Origin of the sequence: Planctopirus limnophila DSM 3776, from assembly GCF_000092105.1 — a bacterium.
In the GTDB taxonomy this organism is placed as follows: domain Bacteria; phylum Planctomycetota; class Planctomycetia; order Planctomycetales; family Planctomycetaceae; genus Planctopirus; species Planctopirus limnophila.
Map to the genome: position 1 here is coordinate 2,740,097 of NC_014148.1, position 26,543 is coordinate 2,766,639.

A 26,543-nucleotide genomic window follows, 5' to 3' on the forward strand; every position below is an offset into this window, starting at 1 on the left:
TTACTTGATGCTGCCGCGTTGGGCCCGCTGCCGTTGGGCGGCGGCGTTCTGGCCGACAGCCTGCTGCTGGGCCTTCAGGTTGGCAATTTCCTGTTGCATGGCTTCCTGAGTGGAAAGAATGTCAGCCGTCTGTTTGACCTGTTCTTTTGCCGAATCGATCAAATCCTTTTGGTTCTGATTACCGGCTTTCAGTCCATCGAGGGTCTGAGTGGCAACATCCGCTTGAGCGGCTGCCAGTTCTCTCGGATCGACTTCACCCCTGGCAAATTGCCGACGCACTCGACGTTCTTCTTGCTCAATGGCCTGCTGCCGTTCGCGGTCGCGTTGCCGCAGCATGCGTGCCTTTTCCTTAGTTCCAGCATCCCGGAAAGCCTGCTGGTTTTCTGGATTGGCGTTGAAGTCGTCAACCGCCTTCTGCCCCGCCTGTTCGCCAGCCCGCTTCGCTAAGGCTGCTGCCACTTTGCGAGGGTCTTGATTCTGAATGAACTGCTGAGCATCGAATTTGGCGTGTCCGAGAGCGTTCTGAGCATTTTGTTTCCGCATTTCCCTCGCAGCAGCGGCTTTCTGCTCCAACTCTTCTTCTCTCGCCAATTTCCTTTCGGTTTCACTCAATTGAAAGTCGATAGTGGCCTGCGTCAGCTCCTTCTTTAACCGTGCTGTTTCTTCCGCAGCTTCACGTTCATCCTTTGCGGCCTTGATCAGTCGGTTGCCCTCTTCCTGAATCAACTGCAACCTACGTCGAAACACTTCCTCAGCGGTTCGATCTTCCTCGCGATGGCGAAGTTCATCAGTCTGCGCGAGTTTCGCACGTTTATTGCCTACTCTCTCAAGATTCTTGAGTTCTTCCTGAACAGAGGTGTTTCGAAGCATTGTTGACAGTTCGTTCTCTGACTCGATCTCCAATTTACTGGCTTGAACTCGCACATTCGCGAGACGCGACTCTTCCGCAAAAACTCGCTGCTCTTGTTCAATTCGAAAATCTGCGTCACTTTTGGCCAGAGACTGACGCATATCGATGGTGGCCTTGAGCCGATCGGTCTCAATTTCCCTAAGTTTTTCGCTCAGGTTGTCGGTTTCTTCCCGTGTAAGACCTTCCCGCTTCAACTGGGCCTTCAATCGATCTTCTTCCTGGTCGATCAGAGCCGATTTTTCTTCCCATTCAGCCTTTATCAACCTTTGCTTTTCAGCATGAACTTTTTGAGAAGAACTGATCCTCAAGCCGAGCAATTCGCGTTCAGTTGCTCCACTGGCCTCGGCAATTTCGATTTCGTGCCGGCCTCGGGATTCAACCAGCTCAAGTTCTTTTTCGAGCATTCCTCGCCTGGCAATCAGAGCCTCTTTAAGCACTCCTTCATTTGCGATTCGTGCCCGGTCAATTTTTTCATTAACCTTGGCCGTTTCGATGGCCTCATCTTTTCCGGTGAGCGTGTTTTCTCTCGACTGCAATTGCGACAGGCGGCGTTCGTAGGTTGCGGTATCGATCCGCTCCTCGTTCAGTTTTTCCTGGGCACGACGGTTCTTATCTTTTTGCTCTGGCGTCAGGCTCGAATCTTGCGAGTCCAGATCAAGGCGTGCCTGTAACTCTGTCTGCTCGATCACCTTCTGCTTTAGCTTTTCTCTTTCACCAACAACATCAGAAACCGTTTTTAACTCCCCGATGCGCTTTGATTCCGAAGCCTCCTTTTTGTCTTTTTCAGCGTTCTCATTGATCTGGCGAATTTCGTTGTAGGTCTCTCGGGTCAATTCCTTCAGTTTCGCCATGCGCTCCGTCATACGACCCATTTGATCGAGCCGCCGTTGTTCGGCGATGTATGCCTCGCCCCCACCCTCAGTGATGGTGGCATAAAGGGACTGATAGCCCCACAACCCCTCTTTCAGAAGGCGTTCCGACTCCTTGAGCCCTTCCACCTGATATCGAGCCCACTTGGTGGCTTCTTTGTTGATTCGCTCGTAAATCGGGGGAAGAGGATTCAATCCGGCCACAATGGCACCTGCCGCACTGCCGACACGGCCCAGCTCTTTTGTGGCAGTGTTTCCCAAATCCCGATATCCGGCTTTGATTCGGTCGAGGTTGCTTTCAACCTTAACTGCCAGATCATCTGCGAGGTCGATCCCCTTTTGCTTTGCAAGAGTATCCAGACTGACACCCAAATCTGCTGATTCACGTTTCAGGGCTTCAAACTGTCGGCGTTGTTCATCGGTGGCTCTGCTGGATTGCTCAAACGTCTTTCCAGTACGGGCCATTACAGCTCCGAGACCTTGAATCGTTGCCGTAAGTATCAAAGCAGCGGGCAGGGCTTTATCAACAACCTTTAGAGCGACACCAGCTCCTTTGCTAAGTGCCCCTGTGCTTACTCCGACTCTTCCCGCTATCTTTCCAGCAGCTCCTGCTGTTCTCGCTCCCACACGGGCAGCGGCTCGACCAAATCGGGCAGTGTTGCTATTGCCAATGGCTCTGCTGGCAGCTCGGGCCCCACGTACGGCATTGATCGAGCTCGACCTTAACGAAGCGCTGAGTTTGGCTCTCGCTTCAGTCAATTGAGCCGTTCGAGCAATCAACTTTCCCGTGCTCTCAGCGGCTTTTTCAGTTTGTAGGCCCCACCGCGTTAATCTCACGGTGTTTTCATCAAGCTGTGATCTTAAGCCCGTCCATGTCGTGAGCTGCCTGGCGTTTGCCGCGGTTAACTGCTCCGACACCTTGCGCTGTGCTGTGGCCGCTGCAGAATAAAGTTCGGCTGCATAGTAGGTCGTTCCCATAGCAGCGCCGGTTTCAGCAATGGCCCCGGCCCAGCTCCTTTGCCGGGGGGCGGCTTCTTCCATCTGTTTGGCCATGGCGGCCACACTGCGGGTCAGCTCCTGCTGCTCCTGTGTGGTCTGATGGGCCGTCTGGCCCACCTGCTCAATCCGTTGGCCCATTTCAGCCAGACCGGGGCCCACCTCATCACGCACGCCAAACGAAAAAACTGCGGCCATGGGTTACTTCCTTTTCTTCGCTTTGCGGGCGGCCTCTTCCTGGATCAGCTCCCAACAGACCAGCCATTCCTCGGCGACATCGGCAGGGAGTGCATCGAACTCCACCAGCGACAGCCCCAGCCGCTTGCGCAGTGGGGCCGATCGCAGCAGATGAGCCATCACGTCGAGAGCCTCCGAGCGTCCCCGGCCTCTCATCCAGAGACGGGCACGCTTGCGGACTCCCCCAGCGGAGTCCCTGTCAGCAGCTCAATGGCTTTCTTGGTGATCTGCTGGAAAGCCGTGGGAGACTGCCAGACAACATTCTCCAACGCCTCCCGGCTGAAGGGCTGCAGCTCACCATTGGCCTGTTGGACGTTCCCCCAGTCTGTCACCAGCGACAGCCGCAATTGAGTGAGTCGGGCATACTGCTGGCCCGAGTCATCCCGGGGGAGCGATTCCCACAGGGCGTCGTGCTGCATCGCTTCCGCAAAGGTCGGTTTGCGAAAGCTGATCCAGAATTTTCCCTCGGCGGCATCGATATCGAGCACCACGGAACGTGTCACTTCTTTGAGCTGAAACATACTTCTTCCTTAATCGATGAGCCCGGCTTGTCTCAATTTCTCTTCGAGACGCGCGAGCCGGGCTTCCATCAGTGCATTGATCTGGGCGGCCCACTCCTGGGGAATCCGCTGCGGTAGTAAACGTCGAAACTTGTCAAAGGCGGCGGCATAACTGGCCTGATAGACCAGTTGCACCTGGCCGAAATTGCGGCGGCCCTGCCGGGTGCGGGTCGTGAGACTGTTGGCCAGTCTGCGCGAGCGAATCCCGATCGTCTGCCGCACACCTCGCCGGGAATCCTCTGTGCTGGGCCATTGATCCCCGGCATGCGTCTGGCCCTGCGATAAGCGGGACAACCTTTCCCGCTGGAGACGAATCAGCAGTTGCTCCACCTCCCGGAGCAACTGCCGAAACTCCCTTTCCCACTCCTGCTGGAGCTGTTGCAGCCGCTGGGCGGCCTGCTCCACCGGGATATCAGCCATTGTTAGGCCACGTCCGCAAAAGCCCAGGTAATCGCCGAGTTGTTGCTCATCGGCTTGAGCACCTTGAATTCCAGAGGCTGCTGGATGACTCCCTTCGAGCGAGCCGTATCGGCTTTCTGAATTGAGAGCCGGTTGAAGGTGGCTGTCACCTGCGTGAAGTTGGTGTCGACGGCCCCTGTCCCCATGTGTGGAATCTTCATGACCAGCGAAGCCGTGACTTCCTGTTCCATGTAATCCATCTTGCGGATGGTCTCGGCCCACACTTTGGAGGTCTTGGGCGGGTTCAATGTGAGACTCTGCACTGTTTGCCCGGAGGGCATGGTGCGGAGCAGTTTTCCCCCGAGATAATCGGGAATCAGTCCGTGCGTGGCCACCAGATTGAAGCCGGAGAAGGGAACACCATTCACCCCCGCCAGATTGAGTGTCACGTCGGTAAAATCACACTCAATCAGCTTGAAGCGGTCGTAAGGGACAGTGGGAGCATTGCCGACTTCCGGCCCTTCCTCTTCATCGGCCACCTGGGGGATGGTTTCCCGGCCCATCAGATCGAGATTGATCGTCACTGGCCCACCATCCTGACCGGCCAGCGTCCCCTGATTGACGCGCAGGCCCTGATAGCGGTTGTTGTCGAAGTTGACCCCCTCATAGTAGTTGATGCTTTTTGACGGGCGGAATTTGACTTCCGGACTGCCAAAAGCCCACTCAATGAGGTACTGGGCCAGACTCATCTCGCCCTCGACGGGATGCCACCCAAAGAGTGGCAGCGACAAGGGGCCTTGCGGCATGCCACGCACGAAGCGGCTGTGGGTCTCCTGACGGAAGCCGGTGAACTGGTTGCCGGTGCGGACTTCGGTTTGATGCTTCACGTCAAACGTGTCGTAGGGGCAATGCCAGAGGACGGGGTCATTGGGATAATCGCTCCAGGTCGATTCATCGACAATGGTGATGAACGACTCGAACCCGGTTTGAATTTGGACATCTTGCGGCATGGCCTAAGCTCCTTGATGGTAGAGGTCAGTGCGAGAGAGGAGGCCTAAGACCACCTGCACTTGCAGACAGAGACGGCCACTCGGGCCGGGAAGTTCTTTCTCAGTGATCGAAACGGGGCCCAGGGGGCGGGGAACGTGTCCGATGACAGCCCGCACAAACGGCATGGCTCCATTGGTGGGAGCCGAGGAAATCACGGCCCGCATGAGCTGATCGGCCAGCACTTCGGCCAATGTCTGCCAGCCGACTGGCAACCACGCTTCGAGCACCAGCCGCAAAGGGAGGTCTTCGAGCCGGTTCATGGTTTCCTGCACCTGATAGACCTGCCAGCGGGCCGACAGGGCGGGCAGTTCATCGACAGCCGGGCCGCCACGTAACGCCAGCTCGGCGACGTCGGCGTCTGTCTCGAAGATGCGGCCCCATTCAAAGCCTTCCGGCCACTCCCAATGGTCAATGGCCTCCCAGACGGCTTGCCGTACACGTGAGACGATCGGCAAGGGATCGGGGAGCGTGATCTCGGGCAGCTCCACGCCCTCGATCGTGTAGAACTGCTGAAAGCTCACCAGAATGGTGGCCAGATAAATGCCCGGGGAACGGAGCAGGTCTGGCGAGACGAGCGGGGAGGGGAGCAGAGTCAGCAGGCGGCCCGAATCGAAGAGACTGCCGGGCAGAGAGTCTTTGAGCGACTCCACAAACTGGTCGAGGGCCTCAATGGTCAGTGAGTCGCGATTGGCTCCATTCACATTTCGGACAATCTGCAACTGCAGAACGCCTTCATCACATCGCTGATCCTCAGACATGGCCACCGTCTGCACCGAATCGCACGAAATGAGGAGCAGTTTTGTGCCACGCAGCCGGGTGGCTTCGTCCTGGTCAAAATGACCGACGCGGATTTCGAGCTGCTGATCGGCAGCCAGTTCCAGTTCGAGGGCCGATTGCAACTCTTCGAGAAGTGCGTGATAGCGGGTCATGTGACACTCTGCAGAACGTTGTGAATGCGGGTGACGAGGCCTCGAAAATCTTCCCACTCGTAGGGCTGTTGAGCGGGGTTCAAGTGAGTGACGGCATAGACGCGGAGCTGGCCGTCAATCGTTTCTTCGATGGTGTCGCCACGGGTGGGCGTGATGACTGTGCCGGCCAGTTCGAGTTCATCGCTGTGGAACGTCCATTCATGGCTTTGCCAGGTGATCTCCAGACCGTCTGCGTTGTAGCCTCGCTGCTTGCTTTGGCCTCGCACTCCCACGAGTTCGACCGACTGGTTGCCGCGTCGATAAATGACCGTGGCCCCGTTGATCAGCTTCATGGTGTGGAGAGCGGCAGAGATGGAATCGGACATATCCATGGTGGCGGGCCTCACGGGCGGTGGAGACGGCTGAAGAGACGTTTGCGGGGTTTGCTGGGTGCGGGCTGGTAAGTCACGACATGCCGTGGAACATTCGCCAGAGTGACGGGCCGACATTGGCCCCCTTCGCAGATCACAGCCGGGGGCCGCAAGTGAGCCGTGGGGCTCCGTGCTGCCTGGGGCTTCTGCTGTGGTGTCGGTTGGGGCCTGGGCGCCTCGGCGGGAGTGGGCTGCGGCTTTTGCATCACGGCGGGAATGGCCGCTGGTGTCGGCATTCGCACTTTGACGGGTGAGGGCGGCAAATCCCAATTCAGCCGCGGGGCTTCGGGCGTCGAGATCGGGTCAGGGAATGGCACCAATGGCGTGAGAATTACCGGGGGCGTGAGCAGCTCCAGCGGCGTGAGATCGACCGGCGGGAGAGCATTGGCCGCACTCTCGAGCTGCTGGAGACAATCCTCGCACTCCTCGGGAGTCAAGACAGCGGGGGTCAACGGGTTGGGCGTCAACGGGGCAGGGCTCACGGGCGGAGCCGGTGGAGACTGCGGCACCTCATCGAGGAGCGACAGGAGCGAGAGATGGGCTTCAGCCACGGGACTCAAGACTTGGGCCGGGCGGCTGTCCGTGGCAGGAGCACTGGCCGCCAGCGGCAGCGCCTGCACGAAATGACTGAGACGGCAGGTGCTGACTCCCGCCAGCACACCAAAGCCGAATGCCCATAAAAATGCCAGAACTTTGAACGCACACATTTGATTACTCCTTCAGTCGGTCAAACAAAGACCAGTCGAGGTCATCGGCAGGAAAGCCGGTGGCGTCGTTGATCGCGTACAGGGTGGAGGAACGGCAGATTTTCTCGAACTCGGGCCATGTGACCCAAAACGAACCTTGCGGTTCATCGCCGAGCGGCTTTTTGTGGGCCTGGGCTCCGTGGCTGTTCCAGATCAGGAAATACTTGCGATCGAGGTTGTCGGAGACGGCACCATCGAAGCCGATCACCGCCATCTGATGAGCCCAGTTGCCGCCACGTCGGCAGACAATGCGGCCATCGATTTCCCGGCCTGCATCAGGCCGCCAATTGGTCGAGAGTGTGAGCGGGTAGCCATTGTCGAGAGCGGCGGCGGCCTCGGCAGCAGAGCGGATCGGGTAAGCATCGCCGGTGCGTTGTTTGCCCAGGGCAATCAGGCGGGCCGGTGGCCCGTTGCAGCCCCAGTCATCAGCGAGCCGCCCGGAATAAGGCACTCCCGCTTCTTCGGCTGTGACCACACCGAATTCGCGAAAGGCTTTGATGGCGGATGAGGGATAAGCCCCGGCTCTGCGGCAGGGGAGTTTCGGCCCATCGACCAGTACCCGCGTGGCTCCATAGGTATAGGGCGGAAACGGATCAATCACCCGTTGGGGTCTGCCACTGGCCACCTGCACCGAGAGCCGCAGCTTGTAGGCATTGCAGAAACCCTGGCTCACACAGTCCCCCGTCTCCTGGAACATCGCCGGAAACTGCTGGCCCACAGGCTTCGAGGCGGTCGAGACCTTCACGGCGGCCCGATAGAGCCGGGCATTGGCCGACTGGTGGCGCTCGAGGTTTTCGTCACCTTCCGCCGCGAAGGGCATGGGGAAGAGGGCATCATTGGTGGCGGCATCGACCTCGGCGAAGTCGTCGGGGAGGCCCAAGTTTTGATCGGGGCCAGCGTCCGGGCGAATCTCCACAGGGGGGCCTGGCTCGGCGGCTGGGCCTGCGGGATTGGGGGGCATGACGACCACGGCCACACAGAGCACACCGCAGATCGAGAGAATGGCGAGCAGCACTCGCAACCATAACTTCCACTGCATGAATCACACTCCTTTGATGAGGGCGGCCTTCGGACTTAGACGGCGGCCCGGAAAGCGGCGGCCACGGTGTCGCAGAAGTCGGCCCAATCGGTCATCGTCTTCAGCAGGCCGTCCATGTAGACCCGCTGAATCTCCGTCTTGGCGGCACTCTTGAGGGGTTGCCACTCGGCGGGGAGTGCGGCCAGCTCGCCCACCATGATCTGGAGCACTGCGTTAGGGGTGGTCAGTGTCCCCTTGCGAATCTTTTCGGCGACGTCTTCTGCCGATGTCGCCAGTTGGGGGCAGCGTGTGGCCCGCTCCTGGGGGTTCACCAGTCGAGCGGCGGCAGCCAGCTTGTCACGGATCGCAAATCGATCGGGTGGCAAGGGCTTGTCCGGTTCCGGTGGCGTGGGCCCGGGTGGCACGGGTGGAGGCTGTGGGCCTGCAGGCTTCACAGGATCGGGCTTGGCGGGCTGGGGGCCGACTGGCTGGGGGTTCACGTGGGGCCGGAGTTCCTCGAAGCGGATTGACCACTCGAAGAGCGTGTTGCCGGCCGCATCGCGGGTCGCTTTCACCTGGGCGGTTTCGGCTGGCTTCTCAATGTTCGTGCGGGCCTGCGACTCGGGGAGACAACCGGCCAGACAGCAGCTCATCACCAGAAACGGCAGCAGAGCGTAAAAGCCCTTCGTCGGTGGCTCTTTGGGGGGCTGTTCTGGAGAGTCGAGGGAGTCGAGAATCTCCTGTGATCCCTCCAGCCCCTGGGCCAGTTGATTGATGGTGCTGTTCGTGGTCAGGGCATGACGCAGCGAAGCGGCCACGCCCGCGAGTGCCGCCACATAGATGGCTTCTCTCCCTTCTGACGGGAGGAGCCCCAGCAGGTCGCACACGGCGAGAATGACCAGCAGCCCCGAAAGGGTGTAGGTCTTCTTGCCCGTGGATTTCTCAATCAAGGCGATGGCCAGTTGGACAATGTTATTCACGAATCATTCCCCTAGCGGATTGAGTGAATGGGCCGAATCAGCCAGCGAGTTCGATCGCTTCGAGACTGGAGGCCATGGCCGGGGTCGGCGTGGTGGCGTTCCAGAGTTGATTCAGCAGGAAATTCCCTGAGCTGGTGGCATTTCTGGCCAGTCTCACGGAGTAGGTTTGTTGTGCGGTTGAATTGGGTGCGTCAGTAAACTGGAACACATCGGTTTCTGTGGAATAGGCCTGTCGCTGCAGACCAAAGACAGCAATGACTGTCGTTCCCCTAAGCACTGTCAGCAGGAAATACTTGTTCGACGGCCCGTCATCGATATTGTTGCTGCTGCCGCTGATCTGGATTTGCAGCCGCACCAGGTTGGCCGCATTGGCCGGAGTAATGGTGCGACTGAGGACTTCCGTGCCGCTGGTATTGGTCGGCGTCGTGGACATGGTGGACGTGATCGTGGCGGTATCGGTTCGCGTGGTGACCACGCGCTGCAGCACCACACTGGCACCGCCGCCGCCACCTTCACCACTGTTGGCATTGCCGAATTTCATCGTTACTCGGCTCCCCACTCGATCGATTGATTGGCAGCACTGGCCTTAACAGCCAATTGTGAGGGCTGTGTTTTCAGGTCGGGGAGAAACTCCCCAGCCGCCAGCGTGATTCCATCGGCATCAGCATCGTTGACATCAATCACATTCACGGTGCCGGTGTTCCCGGGCATGGCCCGGATCAACGTGCGCAGGCCTGTGGTGGCCTTGTCATGAATGGGCACATGAGCCTCGGTGCTGATGTTGTTCATTCGTCGCGAAAGCATGGAACATTTCTCCCCAACAAGTGCTGGCAGGCCATACGTCGCCGCATAACCTGCCAGCACTTCCACCCGTCCTGCACAGCGGCTGGCAGCCGCACGCGAGTTAGAAGACCAGGCTGAGTGTGGCACTGGCTCCCGAGGCATTGGCAGCCCCGGTTTTGGTCGCCTTCAGTCTCACCCAGGGCAGCACATCGGAAGGAAGCCGCACGCGATCCGAGGCAGCCAAAGCACCAGCTCCATCCGCTCCGGTCTGGGTGAAGAGCGTGCCGTGAAGTGGCACGGGCGAAGTGAAGGCTTCGTCGACCGATTGCTCCAGGGCGTAGGAAACGGTTTGAGTGTCGGGGAGCCGGGCGGTGGTCAAGGCGGGGGCCTCGATCAGCAGCTCCGTATTGGCGGTGAACTCATAACCCACTGCATTCACCAGAATGGCGGCGGAAACTGTCGAGGCCGCACCGTTGGGCAAGGCGAACGACTTTTGCAGGGCGGCATCTTTGAGATTGGGCAGAGGCATGGCAGAGGCCTTTCAGAAAAGTGGGCCGCGAGGGCCAGCCCACTGATGGGAAACAGAAGAAGGATCAACACGCACAGCACCGACAGATCACCGAGAGCGGATTAGGTCACCGCTGGCTCATTGTTCTTGAGCGCTTCCGTCAACATGATCGGGACGTTGCCCACTTCGGTGGGGATGGGTGCGGGAGTACCGGTGTTGTTGGTCGCTGTGCGGCTCTTGCGGAGTTCGTTCAGCGAATTCGTGTTCATCAGGAACATGTCGGGCCGGACATCGGCAGGGAACTTGGCCAGCAGATCGAACATCAGGTCATCGTTCAGCGTGTGACCCGCTGTTCCATCGAGGTTCGCAATTCGGGCCGCACTGTGGCGAGAACCAAGCTGGAGACCCACACGGGTGTTGATTTCCTGACAGATTCCCGTGTAGGGCTTGCCATTGGCATCGTAGAGCGTCTGCTCTCGTTCGGGAGTCACGACCAGGCCCGTTCCATCCTGAGCCCAGAGCCACTGGACATGCTGCGGGCCGAACTTCACCGCCCAGACGGAACGGCCACCAGCTCCTTCGGCGTCCAGTGTCATGCCGGTGAGATCGTATTGAGCAACGAGGCCTGGAAAGCCTTTGGCATCGTTGTTGACGCCATAATAAAACTGCATGGCCAGATGGATCATGGCTCCCAACATGATCCCCTGAGCCTCGCGAGCCATGGCCGCTGCCGGGCCGTCTTCATCGGCCATGGCGACCGCTTTGTCCATGGCCCACTGCGGGTTGAAAATCATCGCTTCAAACGTCTTGTTGACGTAATTGTTTTTCAATCGATCCGTACCTTCGTTGGCACTGCGGAAGCCACCTCTGGGGACTTCGTTTCGCACCAGCACAGGGTAGCTGATCCCTTTGATGGTGCGGGCCGCTCCCAGTTGCAGCTCCGGAGTGGCAACAACGGTTTCTTCAATCAGCCCGACTGTGCGGTCAGAGCCGTTTTTCTTGGCGATATCCAAGAGAGTGATCATTCCCGTGGGCATGGCGAAATCCTTTCTGGCCCACATGGGCCGACACTTGGCAAAACATCAAACGTGAACAACGGACTGACGGAACACGGGTGGCGGAAAGCGTGCGGCCTAACTCTGCTGCGTTTGGCCAGGCATCTGGAACCCTGCCGCAAACCGCGACAGACCAGGGGGCAGTCGATCGGCGAATTCAGCAGCTTTGGCCGCCAACTTGTCTTTCTCGGGTTCTTTGGCTGGTGGAGCGGAAAAGCTGACGGGCTGTGCTCCTGCCACTCCCAGCCCCCGCAAAGCATCGAGCTTGCTCTGCAGTTGCTTGTTTTCTTCGCCCACATCGAGAGCGAATTGGGCGGCGGCCTGAGTGAGCGAGAGCCCCTTGGCGAAATACTTGGCCCCATGCGTTTCGCCGAAGGTCTTCATGTAAAACTCGCCGGATGGCTTTTCTTCGTCCTCTGGCTCCTCATCATCGGAGAGACCATCCTTCGCGGGCTCGGTAGCCTGCTCGTCATTGCTCAAACCGGCTGAGTCCTCCGTGACTCCTCCGTTGGCCTCCAGGGCCACCGAAGTGCCGGTGTCTGCACCATAGGGGCAGATGGCCAGCCCCAGCAGTTCCCACTCTCGGAAAATCACCACGGGGCCTTCGACAGTCTGGCCGTTGACTTGAGCACTCTGGCCCGCCCCCAATTCCTCAATGCGGTATTTCCGCAGGTTCATGAGAATCGAGGCCTGATAGGGAACACCCAGGGCTGACTTGTGCAACACCTCGGCGGCTCGATCCTGCCCGAACGGGGTCAACATCCCCTTGATGACCAGCATCAAGTCCGATGGCTCGAAGACATCGGCATACCCCAGCACCTCGCCGGGGTTGTGGCAGTAATCGATCGTGATGCGGGGCGGGGCAGTCATCCCCGCGAAGTCATGCACGCAGCGATCCCAGTACCAGTGGGAAGCCACGCCACCTGTGCGAGCGTTGACCGTGACGGCCACACTGTCCGCTAAGCCAGTGGCTTCCTGCGGCTTGCCGTCCTCTCCCATGCCCTCTTTCGTGGTTTCGGAAAGTCCCTCTTTGCTGGCCTCACTCTCGGGCTCCTCGGTGTCATCGGACAAGCCCTCTTTGGTCTTGTCTTCGGTCGAGGTTTCGGAGAAGGCCCCCTTCTTGTGCCGGGGGTCGATCGTCAGCGCTGCCGCAAAGCACATCGCTTTGGCGGTCGGCTTGGCGCGTGGGGCCAGTGGCTTCGTGAGACTAGGCATTGTCCTCTCCCTCTCCATTTGGGGGCTGTGATGGCTCGGCAGCTTGGGCCAGCTCGGAGAGCGTCTTGTCGTCAATCTCGGAGACCGAGACGCTCTTCTTGCGCATGTAGTCTTCTTCGCGGGCCAGCTCATCGACGATCTGGTAGAAGTCCGTTCCGCGAAGTCGGCAAATCTGAGTGCGGGAGGCCAGCCGCCCGCGAACAGCCGCCAGATCGGCTGTGATTTCTTTGAGTGGATCAATCCACGGGAGGCCCGCATGTATCCAGCTCCAGCGCATCAGCTCGATCTTGACGCGGCTCGGAATCTGGTTGTTCAGCAGAGCGACAGCCAGCCGCCACTTGAGGAGATGGTTGCGCGTGCGAATGGGGAGCTTGCGGCTGTTATGGGCCGATTGCTCATACATCAGCAGTGCCTGACGGCTGCCGGAATAAGTGCTGAAGCTCTCGTTGTAAAACGAGTAGGGGATGTCGAACGTCTTCAGGGTCAAGGCCAGCATCTGCTGGAAGAAGGCGGCCGTATCGGCGGCAGGGGTGCGGCTTTCGAGAAACTCGGCCCGGTCGCCCACATCAAGGTCAAGAATCCTCTGACTGTTGAGGTTGATCTTGCTGTAGTCCTGGGCGTTTTCTTCGTCGTAGGTCTCCTGCGTTAAGCTGGCAGGATCACCACGAAAGAGCACCAGGCCAAAGAGCTGGGCCAGCTTGATCTTGCCCAGGGTGTAATCAAATCCTTCGTAGAGGTCTTTGAGCGGATTGAGGCCAGCCGCCAGTGGGCTGATGCCGCGCGTCTGGTCGAATCGCTCGAAGCTGGCATACAGCAGCATGTCCCGCACGGGCACCATGCGTTCAAACTGGAAATCGAGACCGATCTGGCCGTAATCGGTGGTCTTCGCCCGGCGGCAGACGGCATACGCCAGAGCTCGGCCCGCCTGGTTGACATCAGTCTGCACGCCATGGATCACTTGATCCTTGGGCACATCGTTGGGGAGCCCGTTGTAAGGCGTTCTGATGCGATCCCCTTCGATGGCCTGCAACTGGCCAGTCTCCAGCTTCAGCATCCCGCAATCGCCATCGATACACCGGCGGCCCTCGGCGACTCGCAAAAAGCCGTCCATATCCATGCGGTGCGCGGCGTCGAAGTTTTCGGGCTGGCTCCATTCGGCCACAAAGTCTTCGAGCCACTGATCCGTGTAATCGTCGCCGGACTTGGCATCGAACGAGAAGGTGGTCGTGTAGTCGAGATGCTTGCGCACCATCCACCCCACAACACTGAAATTCTGCTCGATCGTGCGGCTGTCAGAGAGCAACCGGCGGCGGTCTTCAGCGTTCAGTTCCGCATCGGCACTGCGGACAATTCCATCAGCCGGACGGCGGCGGCCATTGTTCTTGACCGCGTCATACGCGAATGCCCCTTCGAGTGATTTGGCAAAGGCCAGACCAGCTCGGCGGACAAACGGCGGCAGATAGGCACCGATGGGCAAGATTTAGAATCCGCTGAGGTCAACTCTCAGCACGCGATTCCGTTTGGCCTGCTCCTGGGCGACTTCTCGCCGCCACTTGTTGCGCAGTTCAAACAGGTCTTCGTACTGCATGGTTTTCCCGTCCCATGTCACCACTTTCAGGCCAGCCGATTTGCGCAACAGGTCTTCCACCTTGGTGAGCATCTCTTCGGCGAATGTGGGGGTGGGTTCGGGCATGCAGTCGATTCTGCTGCCAGCTTTTCAGATTCCTAGACCGGATAAACAGGCCCTGCTTATCCCGTAAAAATTTATTCCTTTTCTTGGGCTCGCCGCTGGCTGAACTCGCGATCAATCCGCACCTGGCCGCAGCCGGAGCATCTCACCCGGCGACGAATGATGAAGTTGTACGGCTCACCATCGGGAGCAATCCCGGCAAACTGCTGCGATGTCGTCGACAGCACACTCCGTTCAGTGCTCCCACACTTGGGGCAGCGGGAGAGCATGGTGGTGGTTTTCTGCGTCACGTTGGCCGCTCCCTTGGGTCGGCCTTTCTGGTTGTCTTTGTCTTTTGATGTGTCAGCCTTCATCGGTCTTCCTTTACCAGGTCATTTCATACGCCTTGGGTTCCCGCTTCTTGCGGCCCTTGGGCTTGGTGCTGGCCGCTTCCTCGCTGGCCAATGAAAGTTTGATTTTCCCAGTCGTCGAAGCCGCCACGCAGGCCATTTTCAGGCAGTCGGCGAAGTGGTTGTCACTGAGTCCAGGCCGCAAATCAAAGCGGTCGTGAATCTCGCCCGTCGTGGTGGTGAATGTGCCGGTCTTGATTTCGGCGTCGATGTGGTCGCCGAACATCTGGTGCGGGGAAGGGCGTTCTATCCAGAGTGTGAGGGCTCCCCGAGTCCCCACAGGGACGGTCAACCGGTCGCGGTGGAACTTGATCCAGAGATTGGAATCGAAGGTGCATTCCCGCACCTTCCGGCCCTTGGCCACTGGTGGAATGCACCAGCCGTTCCCCTGTTGATGCCTAACGTCATTGATGTACCGCAGCGGTTTCCCGCTTCCTTTGGCTGGCATGAGTTGCGACTTGAAGGGCGACTCCGCGCAGAACTTCCGCACGGTGTCGGTCTCAAAACCCATGTCAACAAAAGCCCGCTCAATGCGCAAGGTTTCCCCATCGGGTTTCTTCCATTCGCGGGATAACTTTTCAGTCATCAGTTGCGACAGGCCTTGATAAATGCGGCCCGGGCGGTCAGTTCCCCGGAACTTGCGAGAGAGTGTCCGGCGGGCATCGGCCAGCGAATAGTAGGCCCGTTCCTGATCCGGGAAAGAGCCGTAGTCAATCACCGCCCCCGAGAAGTTGGCCGCCCAGGCCACGATCACATAAAAGAGCAGTTCGCCTTGCACGTCGGTGCCCATGGTCAGCAGGACAGTTTCCGGCGGCACCACACCGCGAGCATATCCACTCAGCCGCTCTTTGATGGCATGAGCCGACAGGGCGGCATCATCTTCCTGAGCGGCGGCGGGGTCGTTCTGGTATTCGGCAAAGAAGACATAGCGGTCTTTGAAGAACAGGTGCATGGCCGATTGAATGGCACTGATTTCATCTTCTTCGAAGCGTTCCTCCCAGGCCGCCGTGAAACCTTCTTCCAACTCGGTCTGATGCTTCCGATAGAACGCATTCCGCAACTGGCCCCCGTCGTTCAAGTGATGGCTCTGCACCATGACATCGGCATACTCCAGCCACCGTTGCCACTGCTCCCCCTCCAGCTTGGGCATGGCCAGCATGGCACACCGCTTGCCGTGCCACTCCGGGTGGAGCTTGTGATCGAGGAAGCGGTCAGAGAGGTCTTTGGGGGCAATCACTGTGCAGCACATGACGGCAGATATCTTTTGCCCTGGGCCTGCCAGACCCAGCACAGCTCCGGAAATGAGACGCTCCCGTTTGTCGTTCTGGTCGGGGCTCACTGCTGATTTGTCCGTCTGCGGATCATCGAGCAGCACAAAGCCCGGGCGGATTTTCTTCCCATCGGGGAGACGATGCTGCAGGCCTCGAATGCGGCCCGTCAGACCAGCCACGCCGATGATGGCTCCAGCGGCTTTGCTGCCCGGGATGTTGGGCAACACAATCCGGGTTTTCGTGAAGAGCATCCGCACGGGCTTTCCGGCGAATAACAATCTTCGCTGCGGCACTCCTTCCAGCCGGGCGATCGGGTAGCAGGTCTCGGGGTAATCGGCCAGGAGCAGCTCGTTGGTTTCCAACTCGTCTTTGATCCCGGCCAGCATCTCTTTGGCGGCCCCTTCCGTGGCACCGATCAACACAAAGAAATGTTCATAGCCGTGGAGGATGGCCCACAGGCAGACCCACAGAGCCAGTGAGGTCTTGCCACTCCCTCGGGGCATGGCGAGACAATAGCAGCCTCCATCGGTAATGGTGCTCTGCATGGTCGCGAGCACTTCGCGGTGGTCGGGAGACCAGCCCAAGCAAAACGTCTTGGCCCCATACGTTTCGCAGAAGAATTGCAGATCATGGGCGGCCCGCTCTCGGCGTGCCGGTTCGGCCACCTCGGGCATCTCCGGGGCGATGTCGCGAGCCTGGGCCGATTGCTCTCGCTGGCGTTGGCCTTCGCGGGCTTTCTTCTGCTCGTACCGCTCTTGCTTGTTCTTTGGATCAGGTGCTGGCGGCTCGGCATCCTTTCCAGCAAAGAAGCTCAAGCTGCCAAGTCCGCAAGCTGTTTCAGGGCTCGGAGGGCTCCCGCGAAGTCCCCGATTTCCGTCATTCGCCGGTAGAGGTCGCGGGTGGCTTCAAAGCAGAATCCCCGCACGGCATCGCGTGAGAGCGTGGCCGACAGAGCGAAGCCGCCAATGGCCTCCTGCACCAGGGCCATGGGGTCAGCCTGCGGCCATGTCTTTTCGATCGCCTCCAGCACATCGCGATCTCGGGCACCCGTGAGAATCCACTTGGCCACTTGCTCCACCTGGGCGGCATGGTCAAAGCTCGTGAGTGAAGAATTGTCGCTGCTCTCTTCCGCTGGCATCGGCAAGACTCCTTTTTTGCCGTGTCCAGATGTCGTTCAACACGTCCCTCAAGAATGACGCAAGGGCGGGGTCATGCGCAAGTGTGAAATCCTCCAAGCGGGGGTTCATGTTCAAATTCATCGAAGTGCGGAGCACCAGTTCCCAGCCTTCGGCCTCAATGAGAGCAAATTTGCTGTGGTTCTGCGCCACTCGGATGGCATCGAGGCCGAACGTCTGGCGGATTTGGTGGGCGGCTTCCGGGTCGCGGCGGGCAAACGAGAAATCGATCAGCCAACGCATCGAGAGCAGCCGACCGGCTTTGACGTGGCGATCGAGCGTCTGGATTTCGTGCCGTGCTGCTGTCCAGGTCGAGAGTGAGACGCGGGCCGGGCCGGTGCGCTCGAGTATCGCTTCGAGCAGTTGCAGCAGACCGAATTGGCCTTTCGTGAATCCATAAATCTCGTGAACGTGGTCGAGGCCAGCGATGGCCTCGGCTGCGGTCTGCCTTCGCCTTAGGTCGCGCATGTCCCGCTTCGTTTCCCGCAATAGGTGTCGGTGAATCGTGGGGGCCTGCAGCTCGGCCACATCGACCGACTTCACCGCATGAGTGGCCAAAAGCGGATTGGCTGACAGTCGCAGTTGATTCCGCGTGGAATCAATTGGCAGCATTTCGGCGCCCCGGTCACTGAAAAGGCAGGCAAGAAAGTGTGTGAACTCTCTCGACCACAACGTAAGGAATCACGAAAAACTACCAAACTGGGACCCACAACGACGTACTTGATCATAAAAAATATGTCATACACAACATGAAAAAAAATGCCAACAATGCTTAACTTCTCTCTAACTTTCTAATCGGGGATCATTCCAAAAAAACCCAACTGAACAGAAACCTTTATGTCGAGCGGAAGACCTAACAGCTGCCACTTTTTTTTATCGTTACTCTTCAAAACGACAGTTGGAAATCCATTTTCGTATGACCTTCTGCAATACCCCGATTTTCCTTTCTCTGGGACAACATTTCCTTCTCCATCAATTTGAAAACTCCCATCCCCTTGTGAGTTTAACTCAAACATTGCAGCACGATTAGCACCATTTGTATCAACCAGAAAAGCATGTCCAACGAACGATGAGATTGCTTTCATCTCATCTGACTGGCCATTACTTACAACCAATGAATGCACTTCGTTAATAAACTTCATTCGAGCGAACTCCTTAGTGAATACACTTCGTACTTCTCTGCACATTTGACTGACTACATCTGAAACATCGCCTGGCCACATTTCTAAGATGAGATCAGATGCCATTCTCTTTCCGAAAACACTTGGTGACCCAGCCAGTATTCGCGCACAGAAGACAACGGCAGTTGCCCTCAAGAAATGGTCGGATTTCTTCGAGAGAAGCCTAAACTCCCCAAATACTCTTTTGAGAGTCTCCTCAGACAGGACATAAGGGCCAACATGGCAAAGCGCTCTGACGGAAGGAATACGAGTCTCATCATCAGTCAATAGTTGTGCAAGATCATCGACGCACTCGACAAACTCGCTTGGTGACTGGCAGCGTGCAATTGCGGAAGCTACGCCTCGCTTCACAGTAGTGCCTCCCGCTCGCAATTTCTCCACGGCATCCTTAACCGAAAGCCCAAAAAAATCTCGACCCTCCCATGGACGTTTGACTTCAGGAACTAGCGGGGGTTCTGGTTGCTCGTCAAGGACTGTATCCCGGGAGGACGTTAGCACATCAATAAACTCCCTCGCAGTTCTCATAATCTGTGCAATAGGCTCTAGACCAAAAGTAGCATCCCTGAAGTCCCACTTGTTCGAATCGGACTGCTCACTAAGAAGTGAGCCATTCACACATTTATCCAAAAGCGACCTTCGAACACCTTCCATCCAGGCTCGCGCTTCGCTTGCACGAGGGTGAGAATTGTTTTCCCTAAGTTCAGCTTCAAGAAGGGAGAGAATTCTAAAGTCCGTGGCTCCATCCGCTCTTCCTTCATAGCCTACCGAACCAACGACTCCAAAGGCCTTCGCATCCTTCTCATCCTGGAACGGTAGGGCAAAGCCATTACTCGGGAATGTCGATGTATCGGATCTAAAGGACTCCCACGTTAATGGCCTCAAGTGCGTGCTGTAGCACTTTCGCCGCTCGCCGTGCCTTGCTTCAGGTTTAGCTCCTGCAGGCAACGGATCTGGGGGAAGGTAGGTCGGACCGGTCGAATAGGCGTAAACGCGATTCCCCTTGAGACCCAGCGCCCATGTGTACACGCCGGAATAGAATCGATTTGTCCGATAATTCGTAGATCGAAAAGCAAATGAGTAGGTCCATACCTCGACTCTCTGTCTCGCCGCCTCTGCCATCAATTCAGGCGAAATTGAACCGGCGAGAACTTCCCAGACGCTGAAGAGATCCCCGAACGAAATGACTGCACCAATTCCCAATGGTGTTTCTGTTCGGAAATACTCCTGGCGACTCATAAGGATGAAAGCGCCTCCGATCTTGTCTTCGTCCGGCGTAAGCCATAAGGGCTCTTCGGCAGTTTTGAGAATTATCTCAGGCCAGTTTCGTTCCTTCCCTGCGCGATACAATGCCTCAACGGGAATGTGTTCATCACCGTCGTTTCCGACTCTTGAAACCATGTCAGTGGCGGTTGGAACGTCATTTAGCTGGCTATCATTAGTCAATATTGGAATACCATTACAACCGAACTCAAAGCCTTTCGCATTGTCAATCATTGAATTTAGAATGTCATGTGGATATGCAATTGTCGCATTTTTGTATGGTGCTACGCGGTAGAGGGCATCAGCGTTCTCATTTTGAAGGTCATAATATGATTTTACTCCATCTCGATAGGGCGTTGCACCCTCACCAAAATGGAGTAAGTGCTTTTCAGCATCGACCCAATCAGCAGGGCTTGCGAGGCTTTCGGGAAGTATCTTTCCATTTTGGAATGCTCGGAACGGAGCAGTCAGCTTGCCATCCTTCAGAGTTCCTTTAAAGAGCAATGGTGGCCAGATATCCAAGGACACGGTATTGCATTCGTGTTGTTGCATGTCCTCGTAGTATGCACTCATATGCGTTTCGGATAGGCCACCCTTTTGGACACATGGTCGGACTTGTGAAGTGTTGATTTTACTTGGTTCGAAAAAAAAGCCGAAGACCGCGTGGCATCTTGGGAGAGGCACTTTTCTGGTTGTGATCGTGAGGTTCACTTGCTCTCGGTAGGTCGTGCCGTCGGCAAGCGTCGCACAAATGGTGATGGTTGCGGAAAGTGATGGTCGATAGATGGGAGTGTCGAGCTTGTTGAAGATGAACCATTTTCCGGTTGAGCGTCCAGCTTCCAGTGATTCGTTGACTGAGTTGGGAGCTACGCTGCACAGGTTGTCGCTGTAGACGAAGGTTGGTTGCCAAGTGCAATGTGTGTTTGGTATCGGAAGCTGACCGCGAGGAGTTATATAGAACAGGGAAAAGATGCCAGGCCCATTGATGTTATCATCAGCCCATTTGAAGGACTCAACCCAGACCCGGCGCACGGTCTTCCGTAAGAAGATGCCAATCTGGAATGAAGTCCGCTCATTTTGAAATCGCGTTAGCGAGATGGCTCCTCCGTTCAGCAACTCATCAGTTGTGGGAGTGTAATCTTGAAAGATCGGTTCATTGATTTTTGGGATGAAGAGTTGAAAGGGTTTGTTGCTGGAGGGGAGCGAGCCGAGACTGTTTTGAGGCGGGGCAATTGTGTCGAGCACTTTTTTATCCCAAAAGATTTTTACCGACGAGCCTTGTTGCAACTCGTCCGAGTGTTCTATGTTCACCTAAGTTTATCAATGAGATAATTTCGTGTTTATAAGTTTTTCATATTATCACGACACATGCATAACAACAACAATTAATAGCCAATACAATCTACATTCATACCTTAGATTTACTCGGCGATAAGGTGTGCGAAGTGCAATTGGATCAGTTGCATCTGTCAATTTGAGCGACTAAGTTCCCAGGCCTCCAGAGCGATTCCACGCTCGAACGTGATGTCTCCAGCCGCCCGACGCTTCCATGCATCGGGACGGATGAAGCGGAGCCTGTCCGCCAGGGGATTGGCTCCGATCCTTTGGAGCAGCTCCTGCAGGGTCTGGCACTCATCCATTTCTGAGCCAAACTGCAATTCGAGCTGACGCCATTTCTCATCCAGTGCGCGATTGCTGGCCTCTCGCTGGCGGCGTTCCTCGTCAAGGTTCACCCGCGTTCTGGTCTCTACGCTGGCCACTGGCTGCCGGTCTGGCGTGGGCCAGAGTCCGGCGGGGTCTTGCCCAGGTCGCAGGTTGATCAGCCGTCGCCGAATCTTTCCCGCGTTCCAGGCCTTGAGCTGGCTGGCGTGCCTGAGCACACCCAGCACCAACTCCACCGAGACGCCATGCTCACGGAATGAGGCGAAAGGCGTCTTGGTTTCCTGTATTCCCAATCTGAACATTTCCCCCTCCACCTCCGCCCAAACGTCTTTGGGGTGGGTGATGGGTGGGGATTGGGTTGGGTATATAGGTTGGTTCTCTTGTGGTTCTCTTGTGGTCTTCGAGCGGTCTTCGAGTGGTTCGCTTGTGGTTCTTTTTTCGTCCGAAAAAGAACCACTGAAAACCGGCTCGGGACTCGCCCAGGCCGGAAGTACCACTCGATACCAGTCACCCTCTCGATTTCCTCCGCCTTCGATGCGTTCCAGCCAGCCCGCTTTCCGCAGCACCTCAATGGCGTTGCGAACTGGCGTTCTGTTCTTGGGGCTGTAGCCCAGGGCTTCAGCCAGTTGCCGCTCGGAGTAATGCGGCAACCGGCTGTAATGCCACCCATGCTCTTTGCTGAGGAGCAAGGCCAGCAGAGCAAAGGGCAGGGCCCCGAGCTGCTGCACCAGATCGGCGTTCACAAAGGCCCGGAGACAATCAGCCATGAACCAATTGTTGGGCCTGTTGGGGGCCGGGTCTGGTCGAAAAGTCTTCTGCGTGGGCATCCTTGCTCCAACATCTAAGCGGCTATCGGTGCGGGTTCCGTGTTCTCGTTGTGGGGTTCGATTTCTTCGCGGCAGATGCGGATATGCCGGGGGGCCTCGATCCCCAGGCGAACTTGCTCACCGCGCACCACACGCACAGTGATGGGGCCGTCTGAGGTGTAGAGCGTGATGGCCTCAGTTTTTTTCCGTGACAGCACTAACATGCGGATTCCTTCCGTATGTGATGGGAAACGTTCACAGTTCCGATACGTTTCGGAAGTGATCTATTGGCAGGCGTGAAACACCTGCATGAAATGGACATAGACCTGGCCGGGCTCCCGTCGTGAGGGATCAATGGCCACAGGGTCGGGCAATTCCATTTCCCACTCGTGAGGGCAGGGCGTCCGCATCAGTTGATGGCGTTCGGAAGCCAGTGCGAGCAGATCAGCCGCATGCACCAGGGGATGGTCAAAGTGCTTAGGATCGACGCTAAACTTCTGGCCGATCACCTCATTGAAGCGGTTTTCGATGGGCTTGTAGATGTCCGCAATCAAGGCCTTGAGCGGTCGTGTCACATCGCCCAGGTAAGCCTCGGCGGCATCGTGCAGCAGACCGGCCAGTTGCAGCTCTCGGGGAAGCTGATTGCAGACGAAAATCGAATGCTCGGCCACGCTGTAGGCTCGCCGCGTGTGGCCATTGAAGCGGTTCACCACACTGAGGGCATGGGCGATGTCATCGATATGTATCTGGTGCGGCTGTGGGTCGAGCAGATCAACCCGCTTTCCGCTGTAGGTTTGAATCCAAGTCATTTTTGTTCCTCCTGAACGATCAGATCACCATCAAAACAACAAGCCGGGAACGGGCCGCGTGATGCGCCTGCGAACATCGCGGCGGCGGGCCAGCCACCGCTGCGACCCGTCCCCCAGACTTGTTAGAGACCGAGAATTTCAAGGTTGGGGACTGGCTTGAACCCCTCGTCAATCAGCTCCTGCAGCAGTGGCGGCACCTGCTCGCGAAACGTCATGATCATGCGACGAGCCTTCCGGGCACATTCATTACCGTCATGATTTCCCGGATGTCGCAGGGCCAGTTGCACCTGGGCAATGAGGCAGAAGAACGAAAAGGCATCTGTTTCGATGCACACCGTTCGACTGAAGAACTCTTTGGTGCCTGGATCATCTGCAAAGCGTTCCACCAGCTTTTCCACCGAATCAATCTTCTTCTGAATCATCGCCTTCCACCTCCATTTGTTGGTCGGAAACCGCCGCAAAAGTCGCATCGTGAGCCTGCCACAGAGGCATGCCGAGCCGTTGGCGAAAGGCCAGCATCGCAACCTTCTCGGGACTCCCTGGGGGGAAATGGCATCGAAGGTCAAACAGGCGAGTAAACCCCACTTGATCACAAGCCGCACAGGGCTTGAGGTGGCCGTTTTCGCGATGGGTGTGACCGCTGCCGCCACACGTTTCGCAGGCCTCTCCAATGCTCGATATCTGCTGATTGAACTGAATCATGCGGCCCTCCTGTCAGCGCGTGAGGCCGGGGCCCAGATTGTCAGCCCGTGGCCAGCTTCAATTCGGGCACCTTCCCCAGAATGGAAAGCAGCCGCGAAGACAAAGCATCGGTTGCCGCTCGATCGTTTTCGGTGATCTTGCGGGCCTGATAGTTCGTGTGAATCACGTTCGACTTGGGGCCGTGGCCCAGCTTCTTCTTGGCCACCGAATCCCCGAACTGGTCGAGAATCTCCGTGGCTGCCGTCGATCGCAGATGTTTCGTCAACACCCGCTGGGAATCCTTGATTCCCGCTTCTCGCTGAAACTGCCTCATCACAGCATTGAAATGAGACTCCGACATGCGGCGGCCCAGGCGATCGACCCAGGGCAGAAACGGTTCGCCCGGCTGGCTCGGCAATGAGGCCAGCAGGTGCAGAACTTCGTCGTTGCGGCCCAGGCTGATGCGGAGTTCCTTGCGAGTCTTGTTGAGTTTGGCAGGGAGCACTAGTTCCCGCAGTTCCCACAGCGTGGCATCGTCGGGCCGGGGAATGTTGAGGAGTGCGTTTCGCCTCAGAGCTGTGATTCCGTCGAGAATCAAGGCCGCAATCCAGAAGGTTTGCGGGCTGCAGCCCGGCAGGCGTGGCGACTTCGCCAGGGCCGTGGCCGCCACGAAAGCCCGGAGTTGCTCGTCGGCCAGATCGACGGGGGCCGTGTCCATCTCGGGCAATGGCTCGACATAGGGCGGGTTGTGGAGCAGCCCCAGATTGCGACGACCGACCCCGCGTGGCTGTTTGGGGCCGCAATAGAAGAAGACCGAATTGAGAATGGCAATCTCGTTGTTGATCGTCGTATTGGTGAGCGGTTTTCCTCGCCACTGATCCCGCTGCCGTCGATGCACATAGTTTTCGAGATCGATCGAGGTGATTGACCCCAGCCGCCGTTCGAGCAGATGGCAATACCTGGTGAAGCGATCCAGCACCCGTTTGACGTTGGCAGCGAAGACGGGGGAGAAACGCATTTCGCAGCGTTGGCCATAGACCTCTTTCAAGACAATCCACATCATGGTGGGCCCGTCTTCCGTGAGTGCAGCAGTGGTGGGCGTGATGCTCTCCTCGACTGGTGCGGAATCCTTGAAGAGTGCCTCGAAGCGAGCGGCGGCAGAGGCGGAGGCCAGCGTGTAAGGTGTGTGTGCGATCATCGGGGCCCGTTGGGTGAGCGTGGTTCCTGAATCGCTCCATCGCGTTTAGCATGAATCCATCCGCTGAAAAGCTAGTTCACGCCAGCACAGTTGGCAGTGAGCTAGTGACCCTTTGTGAAGAGAAAAGGCCGCAGCGAAATGAAAAACGCCGCTGACCCTGTGAGGATCGCGGCGTTAGCAATTCAGCACCCACCGTGGCTCTCACGGGGCTAAGTGTAGACACAAATGGCAACAAGTTCAAGCGGAAATTGGCTGCAGCATTTCAAAGCCAAAATTGGTCAACAACGCCTCAGGGGGAACCTGCAGGCCTTCTGCCAGCTTTACAATGGTTGTGAGATTTGGAGATTCCCTGCCAGTTTCCCACCTACAAACAGAGGCAAATGAACATCCCGTGATCTCAGCGAGCTTTCGCTGACTCATTCCAGCTCGTTGTCTAGCAGCTTTGAGGTTGCGGCTAAACACCTCGGGCAACTCATTTGGTTTCACTGTTTCCATTCCCTTATGTTATGCCAAGCGGCAACATTTCCTAGGCAGGAATCTTTTCACTCTTTCCGGACGAACTTTGGTTTTGCTGGGGCTTCAACTGAACTGGTTCGCTACAGAACTTCACGAGCAACAGCTCTGAACTAATTCCGAGCGCCTTCCCCAGTCGATGTACCGAGTTGAGGCTGGGTGATGCTTTGCCAGTCTCCCACTCAACAATTGAGTTGGGAGAGCATTCGACAAGCATTGCTAACCGTCTTTGACTAAGGCCTGAACGAAGGCGTGCAGCCCTTAAATTCTCTTGAAACACCTCAGGAAGTTCAGATGGTTTCATGCCACTTCCTTGCTCATTCCCGGAACTTCAGCGGGGATTAACAACGCCGCCGGTGAGAGGTTAAAAACCCTTGCCGACATGAAGATCACTTCAAAAGACGGGGAAGACCTTTGCGACTCGATATGTGAGACTTGAGCAGCCGTAACGCCGATTTTTTCAGCCAACTGCTTTTGAGTGAGCCCGCGCGCCTTCCGTTGGAGGCGAAAGTTACGAGCAAACACAGTTCTAAGCTCTTCGGGTTTCATAACTGGATGACTTCCTTGAGTTGCTGCGGTTAGAGAGCAGCAACATTTAGTTCATCATCGAAATGACCATGAAACTCGCAAAATTCGTTGAGAATTGGGTAGTAACAATGAAGGTCAGGAGGATGTGAGTGTGGATTGCAAGCCCCCTTGTTGACTCCATCCGCAAGCATCTCATTCAGAAGATATTCGGTGTCGATGCCTTCGTTTCGAAGATCGATGGCCGAAACATAGATGCCCACAGAGTCATCAAAAACATCTGCCCCGACGACCAGCCTTCTTTCCAATCGCTCTTTTTTCAGGAAGCGAGTGAAAATCCCCATTCCAATCTGTGGAGTTATTGCGAAGCACTCTTGTTTGTCGAGTTCAACAATGTCATCGGTGGTGATTACGAGCACATGAAGGTCAACACTAACTTTCAAGTTTTGCACTCCCCAAAAGGAAACACGCCGAACCCACACGCCCAATCGGGCTGCCGGTTCGGCGTGCGTAGTGTCCCTACGGAAAACTCACAGCTTGACTAGGTCACCTGTAATTGTGTTTTCCGTAAGTCGAGTGCCCAAGACAGGAATCGAACCTGCACGGGAGTGATCCCACTAGCTCCTGAAGCTAGCGCGTCTGCCAGTTCCGCCACCTGGGCCAGCACTTCGTGAAGAATACTTGACGCTCGTCAAACAGGCAAGTCTCCCAGCGTGAA

Annotated in this window: 32 protein-coding genes and 1 tRNA gene; all 33 read right to left on the minus strand. The window is 57.0% G+C overall.

Annotated features, from left to right (window positions below):
* Positions 1 to 2,973 carry a hypothetical protein gene (locus PLIM_RS10900; protein WP_013110371.1) on the minus strand — a complete coding sequence of 991 codons (2,973 nt, stop codon included), beginning with the start codon at positions 2,971 to 2,973 and terminating at the stop codon, positions 1 to 3.
* 3 nt (positions 2,974 to 2,976) lie between these two features.
* Positions 2,977 to 3,132, minus strand: coding sequence for a hypothetical protein (locus PLIM_RS24395; RefSeq protein WP_155523245.1), 156 nt, complete (start codon positions 3,130 to 3,132; stop codon positions 2,977 to 2,979).
* 32 nt (positions 3,133 to 3,164) lie between these two features.
* Positions 3,165 to 3,533 carry a hypothetical protein gene (locus PLIM_RS10905; protein WP_013110373.1) on the minus strand — a complete coding sequence of 123 codons (369 nt, stop codon included), beginning with the start codon at positions 3,531 to 3,533 and terminating at the stop codon, positions 3,165 to 3,167.
* A gap of 9 nt (positions 3,534 to 3,542) precedes the next feature.
* Positions 3,543 to 3,992, minus strand: coding sequence for a hypothetical protein (locus PLIM_RS10910; RefSeq protein ID WP_013110374.1), 450 nt, complete (start codon positions 3,990 to 3,992; stop codon positions 3,543 to 3,545).
* 2 nt (positions 3,993 to 3,994) lie between these two features.
* Positions 3,995 to 4,981, minus strand: coding sequence for a phage tail tube protein (locus tag PLIM_RS10915; protein WP_013110375.1), 987 nt, complete (start codon positions 4,979 to 4,981; stop codon positions 3,995 to 3,997).
* 3 nt (positions 4,982 to 4,984) lie between these two features.
* Positions 4,985 to 5,950, minus strand: coding sequence for a hypothetical protein (locus PLIM_RS10920; protein ID WP_013110376.1), 966 nt, complete (start codon positions 5,948 to 5,950; stop codon positions 4,985 to 4,987).
* Complete coding sequence (locus PLIM_RS10925; protein WP_196349437.1) at positions 5,947 to 6,315, minus strand: hypothetical protein; 369 nt, start codon at positions 6,313 to 6,315, stop codon at positions 5,947 to 5,949. The genes PLIM_RS10920 and PLIM_RS10925 overlap by 4 nt, the downstream gene beginning before the upstream one ends.
* A 17-nt stretch (positions 6,316 to 6,332) precedes the next feature.
* Positions 6,333 to 7,067, minus strand: coding sequence for a hypothetical protein (locus PLIM_RS10930; protein WP_013110378.1), 735 nt, complete (start codon positions 7,065 to 7,067; stop codon positions 6,333 to 6,335).
* A 4-nt stretch (positions 7,068 to 7,071) separates the two neighbouring features.
* Entirely contained in the window at positions 7,072 to 8,145 is a 1,074-nt protein-coding gene (locus PLIM_RS10935; protein ID WP_013110379.1) for a hypothetical protein, read from the minus strand.
* Positions 8,146 to 8,180: 35 nt separating this feature from the next.
* Positions 8,181 to 9,104, minus strand: a complete 924-nt coding sequence (locus PLIM_RS24400) for a hypothetical protein (protein ID WP_013110380.1) — start codon at positions 9,102 to 9,104, stop codon at positions 8,181 to 8,183.
* Positions 9,105 to 9,141: 37 nt separating this feature from the next.
* Positions 9,142 to 9,645: a hypothetical protein gene (locus tag PLIM_RS10945; RefSeq protein WP_013110381.1), complete on the minus strand. Its 504-nt coding sequence runs from the start codon at positions 9,643 to 9,645 to the stop codon at positions 9,142 to 9,144.
* A 2-nt stretch (positions 9,646 to 9,647) separates the two neighbouring features.
* On the minus strand, positions 9,648 to 10,034 hold the full coding sequence (locus PLIM_RS10950) for a hypothetical protein (protein WP_148227080.1): 387 nt from the start codon (positions 10,032 to 10,034) through the stop codon (positions 9,648 to 9,650).
* Positions 10,009 to 10,416 (minus strand): hypothetical protein, encoded by a 408-nt coding sequence (locus PLIM_RS10955; protein ID WP_013110383.1) that lies wholly within the window; start codon positions 10,414 to 10,416, stop codon positions 10,009 to 10,011. Before PLIM_RS10955 ends, PLIM_RS10950 begins: the two co-directional genes overlap by 26 nt.
* Before the next feature lie 101 nt (positions 10,417 to 10,517).
* The gene (locus PLIM_RS10960) at positions 10,518 to 11,432 is read right to left on the minus strand and encodes a major capsid protein (protein WP_013110384.1); all 915 of its coding nucleotides are present in this window, start codon (positions 11,430 to 11,432) and stop codon (positions 10,518 to 10,520) included.
* 96 nt (positions 11,433 to 11,528) lie between these two features.
* Entirely contained in the window at positions 11,529 to 12,665 is a 1,137-nt protein-coding gene (locus PLIM_RS10965) for a hypothetical protein (protein WP_013110385.1), read from the minus strand.
* Positions 12,658 to 14,142 carry a phage portal protein gene (locus PLIM_RS10970; protein WP_013110386.1) on the minus strand — a complete coding sequence of 495 codons (1,485 nt, stop codon included), beginning with the start codon at positions 14,140 to 14,142 and terminating at the stop codon, positions 12,658 to 12,660. The genes PLIM_RS10965 and PLIM_RS10970 overlap by 8 nt, the downstream gene beginning before the upstream one ends.
* A 3-nt stretch (positions 14,143 to 14,145) precedes the next feature.
* Entirely contained in the window at positions 14,146 to 14,358 is a 213-nt protein-coding gene (locus PLIM_RS10975) for a hypothetical protein (protein ID WP_013110387.1), read from the minus strand.
* Between the two features lie 71 nt (positions 14,359 to 14,429).
* Complete coding sequence (locus PLIM_RS10980) at positions 14,430 to 14,708, minus strand: hypothetical protein (RefSeq protein ID WP_013110388.1); 279 nt, start codon at positions 14,706 to 14,708, stop codon at positions 14,430 to 14,432.
* Between the two features lie 10 nt (positions 14,709 to 14,718).
* Positions 14,719 to 16,830 carry a terminase gpA endonuclease subunit gene (locus tag PLIM_RS10985; protein WP_013110389.1) on the minus strand — a complete coding sequence of 704 codons (2,112 nt, stop codon included), beginning with the start codon at positions 16,828 to 16,830 and terminating at the stop codon, positions 14,719 to 14,721.
* Positions 16,827 to 17,153, minus strand: coding sequence for a hypothetical protein (locus PLIM_RS10990; protein ID WP_041401598.1), 327 nt, complete (start codon positions 17,151 to 17,153; stop codon positions 16,827 to 16,829). Before PLIM_RS10990 ends, PLIM_RS10985 begins: the two co-directional genes overlap by 4 nt.
* A complete protein-coding gene (locus tag PLIM_RS10995; RefSeq protein ID WP_013110391.1) occupies positions 17,107 to 17,802 on the minus strand; it encodes a hypothetical protein in 696 nt (231 codons plus the stop codon). The genes PLIM_RS10990 and PLIM_RS10995 overlap by 47 nt, the downstream gene beginning before the upstream one ends.
* A 179-nt stretch (positions 17,803 to 17,981) precedes the next feature.
* Positions 17,982 to 20,942, minus strand: coding sequence for a hypothetical protein (locus PLIM_RS11000; RefSeq protein WP_041401600.1), 2,961 nt, complete (start codon positions 20,940 to 20,942; stop codon positions 17,982 to 17,984).
* 158 nt (positions 20,943 to 21,100) lie between these two features.
* Entirely contained in the window at positions 21,101 to 22,060 is a 960-nt protein-coding gene (locus tag PLIM_RS11005) for a GntR family transcriptional regulator (protein WP_148227081.1), read from the minus strand.
* Positions 22,061 to 22,134: 74 nt separating this feature from the next.
* Positions 22,135 to 22,323 (minus strand): carbon storage regulator, encoded by a 189-nt coding sequence (locus tag PLIM_RS11010; RefSeq protein WP_013110394.1) that lies wholly within the window; start codon positions 22,321 to 22,323, stop codon positions 22,135 to 22,137.
* 60 nt (positions 22,324 to 22,383) lie between these two features.
* Positions 22,384 to 22,908 carry an HD domain-containing protein gene (locus PLIM_RS11015; protein WP_013110395.1) on the minus strand — a complete coding sequence of 175 codons (525 nt, stop codon included), beginning with the start codon at positions 22,906 to 22,908 and terminating at the stop codon, positions 22,384 to 22,386.
* A gap of 122 nt (positions 22,909 to 23,030) precedes the next feature.
* Positions 23,031 to 23,330, minus strand: a complete 300-nt coding sequence (locus PLIM_RS11020) for a hypothetical protein (RefSeq protein ID WP_013110396.1) — start codon at positions 23,328 to 23,330, stop codon at positions 23,031 to 23,033.
* Positions 23,311 to 23,610, minus strand: coding sequence for a hypothetical protein (locus PLIM_RS11025; RefSeq protein ID WP_013110397.1), 300 nt, complete (start codon positions 23,608 to 23,610; stop codon positions 23,311 to 23,313). The genes PLIM_RS11020 and PLIM_RS11025 overlap by 20 nt, the downstream gene beginning before the upstream one ends.
* 40 nt (positions 23,611 to 23,650) lie before the next feature.
* On the minus strand, positions 23,651 to 24,787 hold the full coding sequence (locus PLIM_RS11030; protein ID WP_013110398.1) for a site-specific integrase: 1,137 nt from the start codon (positions 24,785 to 24,787) through the stop codon (positions 23,651 to 23,653).
* A 237-nt stretch (positions 24,788 to 25,024) separates the two neighbouring features.
* Positions 25,025 to 25,282, minus strand: coding sequence for a helix-turn-helix domain-containing protein (locus PLIM_RS25020; protein WP_052301563.1), 258 nt, complete (start codon positions 25,280 to 25,282; stop codon positions 25,025 to 25,027).
* A gap of 31 nt (positions 25,283 to 25,313) precedes the next feature.
* Positions 25,314 to 25,604: a helix-turn-helix domain-containing protein gene (locus tag PLIM_RS25025; protein ID WP_013110400.1), complete on the minus strand. Its 291-nt coding sequence runs from the start codon at positions 25,602 to 25,604 to the stop codon at positions 25,314 to 25,316.
* A complete protein-coding gene (locus PLIM_RS11045; RefSeq protein WP_013110401.1) occupies positions 25,601 to 25,849 on the minus strand; it encodes a helix-turn-helix domain-containing protein in 249 nt (82 codons plus the stop codon). Before PLIM_RS11045 ends, PLIM_RS25025 begins: the two co-directional genes overlap by 4 nt.
* A gap of 29 nt (positions 25,850 to 25,878) precedes the next feature.
* A complete protein-coding gene (locus tag PLIM_RS11050; protein WP_013110402.1) occupies positions 25,879 to 26,268 on the minus strand; it encodes a hypothetical protein in 390 nt (129 codons plus the stop codon).
* Positions 26,269 to 26,402: 134 nt separating this feature from the next.
* Positions 26,403 to 26,486, minus strand: a tRNA-Leu gene (locus PLIM_RS11055).
* Positions 26,487 to 26,543: the final 57 nt, after the last annotated feature.

Coding starts and splice junctions, on each gene's coding strand:
- PLIM_RS11030 (WP_013110398.1), bottom strand. CDS start 24,787: ATGATCGCACACACACCTTACACGCTGGCCTCCGCCTCTGCCGCCGCT.
- PLIM_RS10925 (WP_196349437.1), bottom strand. CDS start 6,315: ATGTCCGATTCCATCTCTGCCGCTCTCCACACCATGAAGCTGATCAAC.
- PLIM_RS10960 (WP_013110384.1), bottom strand. CDS start 11,432: ATGCCCACGGGAATGATCACTCTCTTGGATATCGCCAAGAAAAACGGC.
- PLIM_RS24395 (WP_155523245.1), bottom strand. CDS start 3,132: ATGGCTCATCTGCTGCGATCGGCCCCACTGCGCAAGCGGCTGGGGCTG.
- PLIM_RS10980 (WP_013110388.1), bottom strand. CDS start 14,708: ATGAAGGCTGACACATCAAAAGACAAAGACAACCAGAAAGGCCGACCC.
- PLIM_RS10910 (WP_013110374.1), bottom strand. CDS start 3,992: ATGGCTGATATCCCGGTGGAGCAGGCCGCCCAGCGGCTGCAACAGCTC.
- PLIM_RS10965 (WP_013110385.1), bottom strand. CDS start 12,665: ATGCCTAGTCTCACGAAGCCACTGGCCCCACGCGCCAAGCCGACCGCC.
- PLIM_RS10955 (WP_013110383.1), bottom strand. CDS start 10,416: ATGCCTCTGCCCAATCTCAAAGATGCCGCCCTGCAAAAGTCGTTCGCC.
- PLIM_RS10920 (WP_013110376.1), bottom strand. CDS start 5,950: ATGACCCGCTATCACGCACTTCTCGAAGAGTTGCAATCGGCCCTCGAA.
- PLIM_RS25025 (WP_013110400.1), bottom strand. CDS start 25,604: ATGAAACCATCTGAACTTCCTGAGGTGTTTCAAGAGAATTTAAGGGCT.
- PLIM_RS25020 (WP_052301563.1), bottom strand. CDS start 25,282: ATGGAAACAGTGAAACCAAATGAGTTGCCCGAGGTGTTTAGCCGCAAC.
- PLIM_RS10945 (WP_013110381.1), bottom strand. CDS start 9,645: ATGAAATTCGGCAATGCCAACAGTGGTGAAGGTGGCGGCGGCGGTGCC.
- PLIM_RS10935 (WP_013110379.1), bottom strand. CDS start 8,145: ATGCAGTGGAAGTTATGGTTGCGAGTGCTGCTCGCCATTCTCTCGATC.
- PLIM_RS11025 (WP_013110397.1), bottom strand. CDS start 23,610: ATGATTCAGTTCAATCAGCAGATATCGAGCATTGGAGAGGCCTGCGAA.
- PLIM_RS11020 (WP_013110396.1), bottom strand. CDS start 23,330: ATGATTCAGAAGAAGATTGATTCGGTGGAAAAGCTGGTGGAACGCTTT.
- PLIM_RS11005 (WP_148227081.1), bottom strand. CDS start 22,060: ATGGCTGATTGTCTCCGGGCCTTTGTGAACGCCGATCTGGTGCAGCAG.
- PLIM_RS10915 (WP_013110375.1), bottom strand. CDS start 4,981: ATGCCGCAAGATGTCCAAATTCAAACCGGGTTCGAGTCGTTCATCACC.
- PLIM_RS11010 (WP_013110394.1), bottom strand. CDS start 22,323: ATGTTAGTGCTGTCACGGAAAAAAACTGAGGCCATCACGCTCTACACC.
- PLIM_RS10905 (WP_013110373.1), bottom strand. CDS start 3,533: ATGTTTCAGCTCAAAGAAGTGACACGTTCCGTGGTGCTCGATATCGAT.
- PLIM_RS10900 (WP_013110371.1), bottom strand. CDS start 2,973: ATGGCCGCAGTTTTTTCGTTTGGCGTGCGTGATGAGGTGGGCCCCGGT.
- PLIM_RS11015 (WP_013110395.1), bottom strand. CDS start 22,908: ATGACTTGGATTCAAACCTACAGCGGAAAGCGGGTTGATCTGCTCGAC.
- PLIM_RS10930 (WP_013110378.1), bottom strand. CDS start 7,067: ATGTGTGCGTTCAAAGTTCTGGCATTTTTATGGGCATTCGGCTTTGGT.
- PLIM_RS10995 (WP_013110391.1), bottom strand. CDS start 17,802: ATGCTGCCAATTGATTCCACGCGGAATCAACTGCGACTGTCAGCCAAT.
- PLIM_RS10990 (WP_041401598.1), bottom strand. CDS start 17,153: ATGCCAGCGGAAGAGAGCAGCGACAATTCTTCACTCACGAGCTTTGAC.
- PLIM_RS11045 (WP_013110401.1), bottom strand. CDS start 25,849: ATGAAACCCGAAGAGCTTAGAACTGTGTTTGCTCGTAACTTTCGCCTC.
- PLIM_RS10975 (WP_013110387.1), bottom strand. CDS start 14,358: ATGCCCGAACCCACCCCCACATTCGCCGAAGAGATGCTCACCAAGGTG.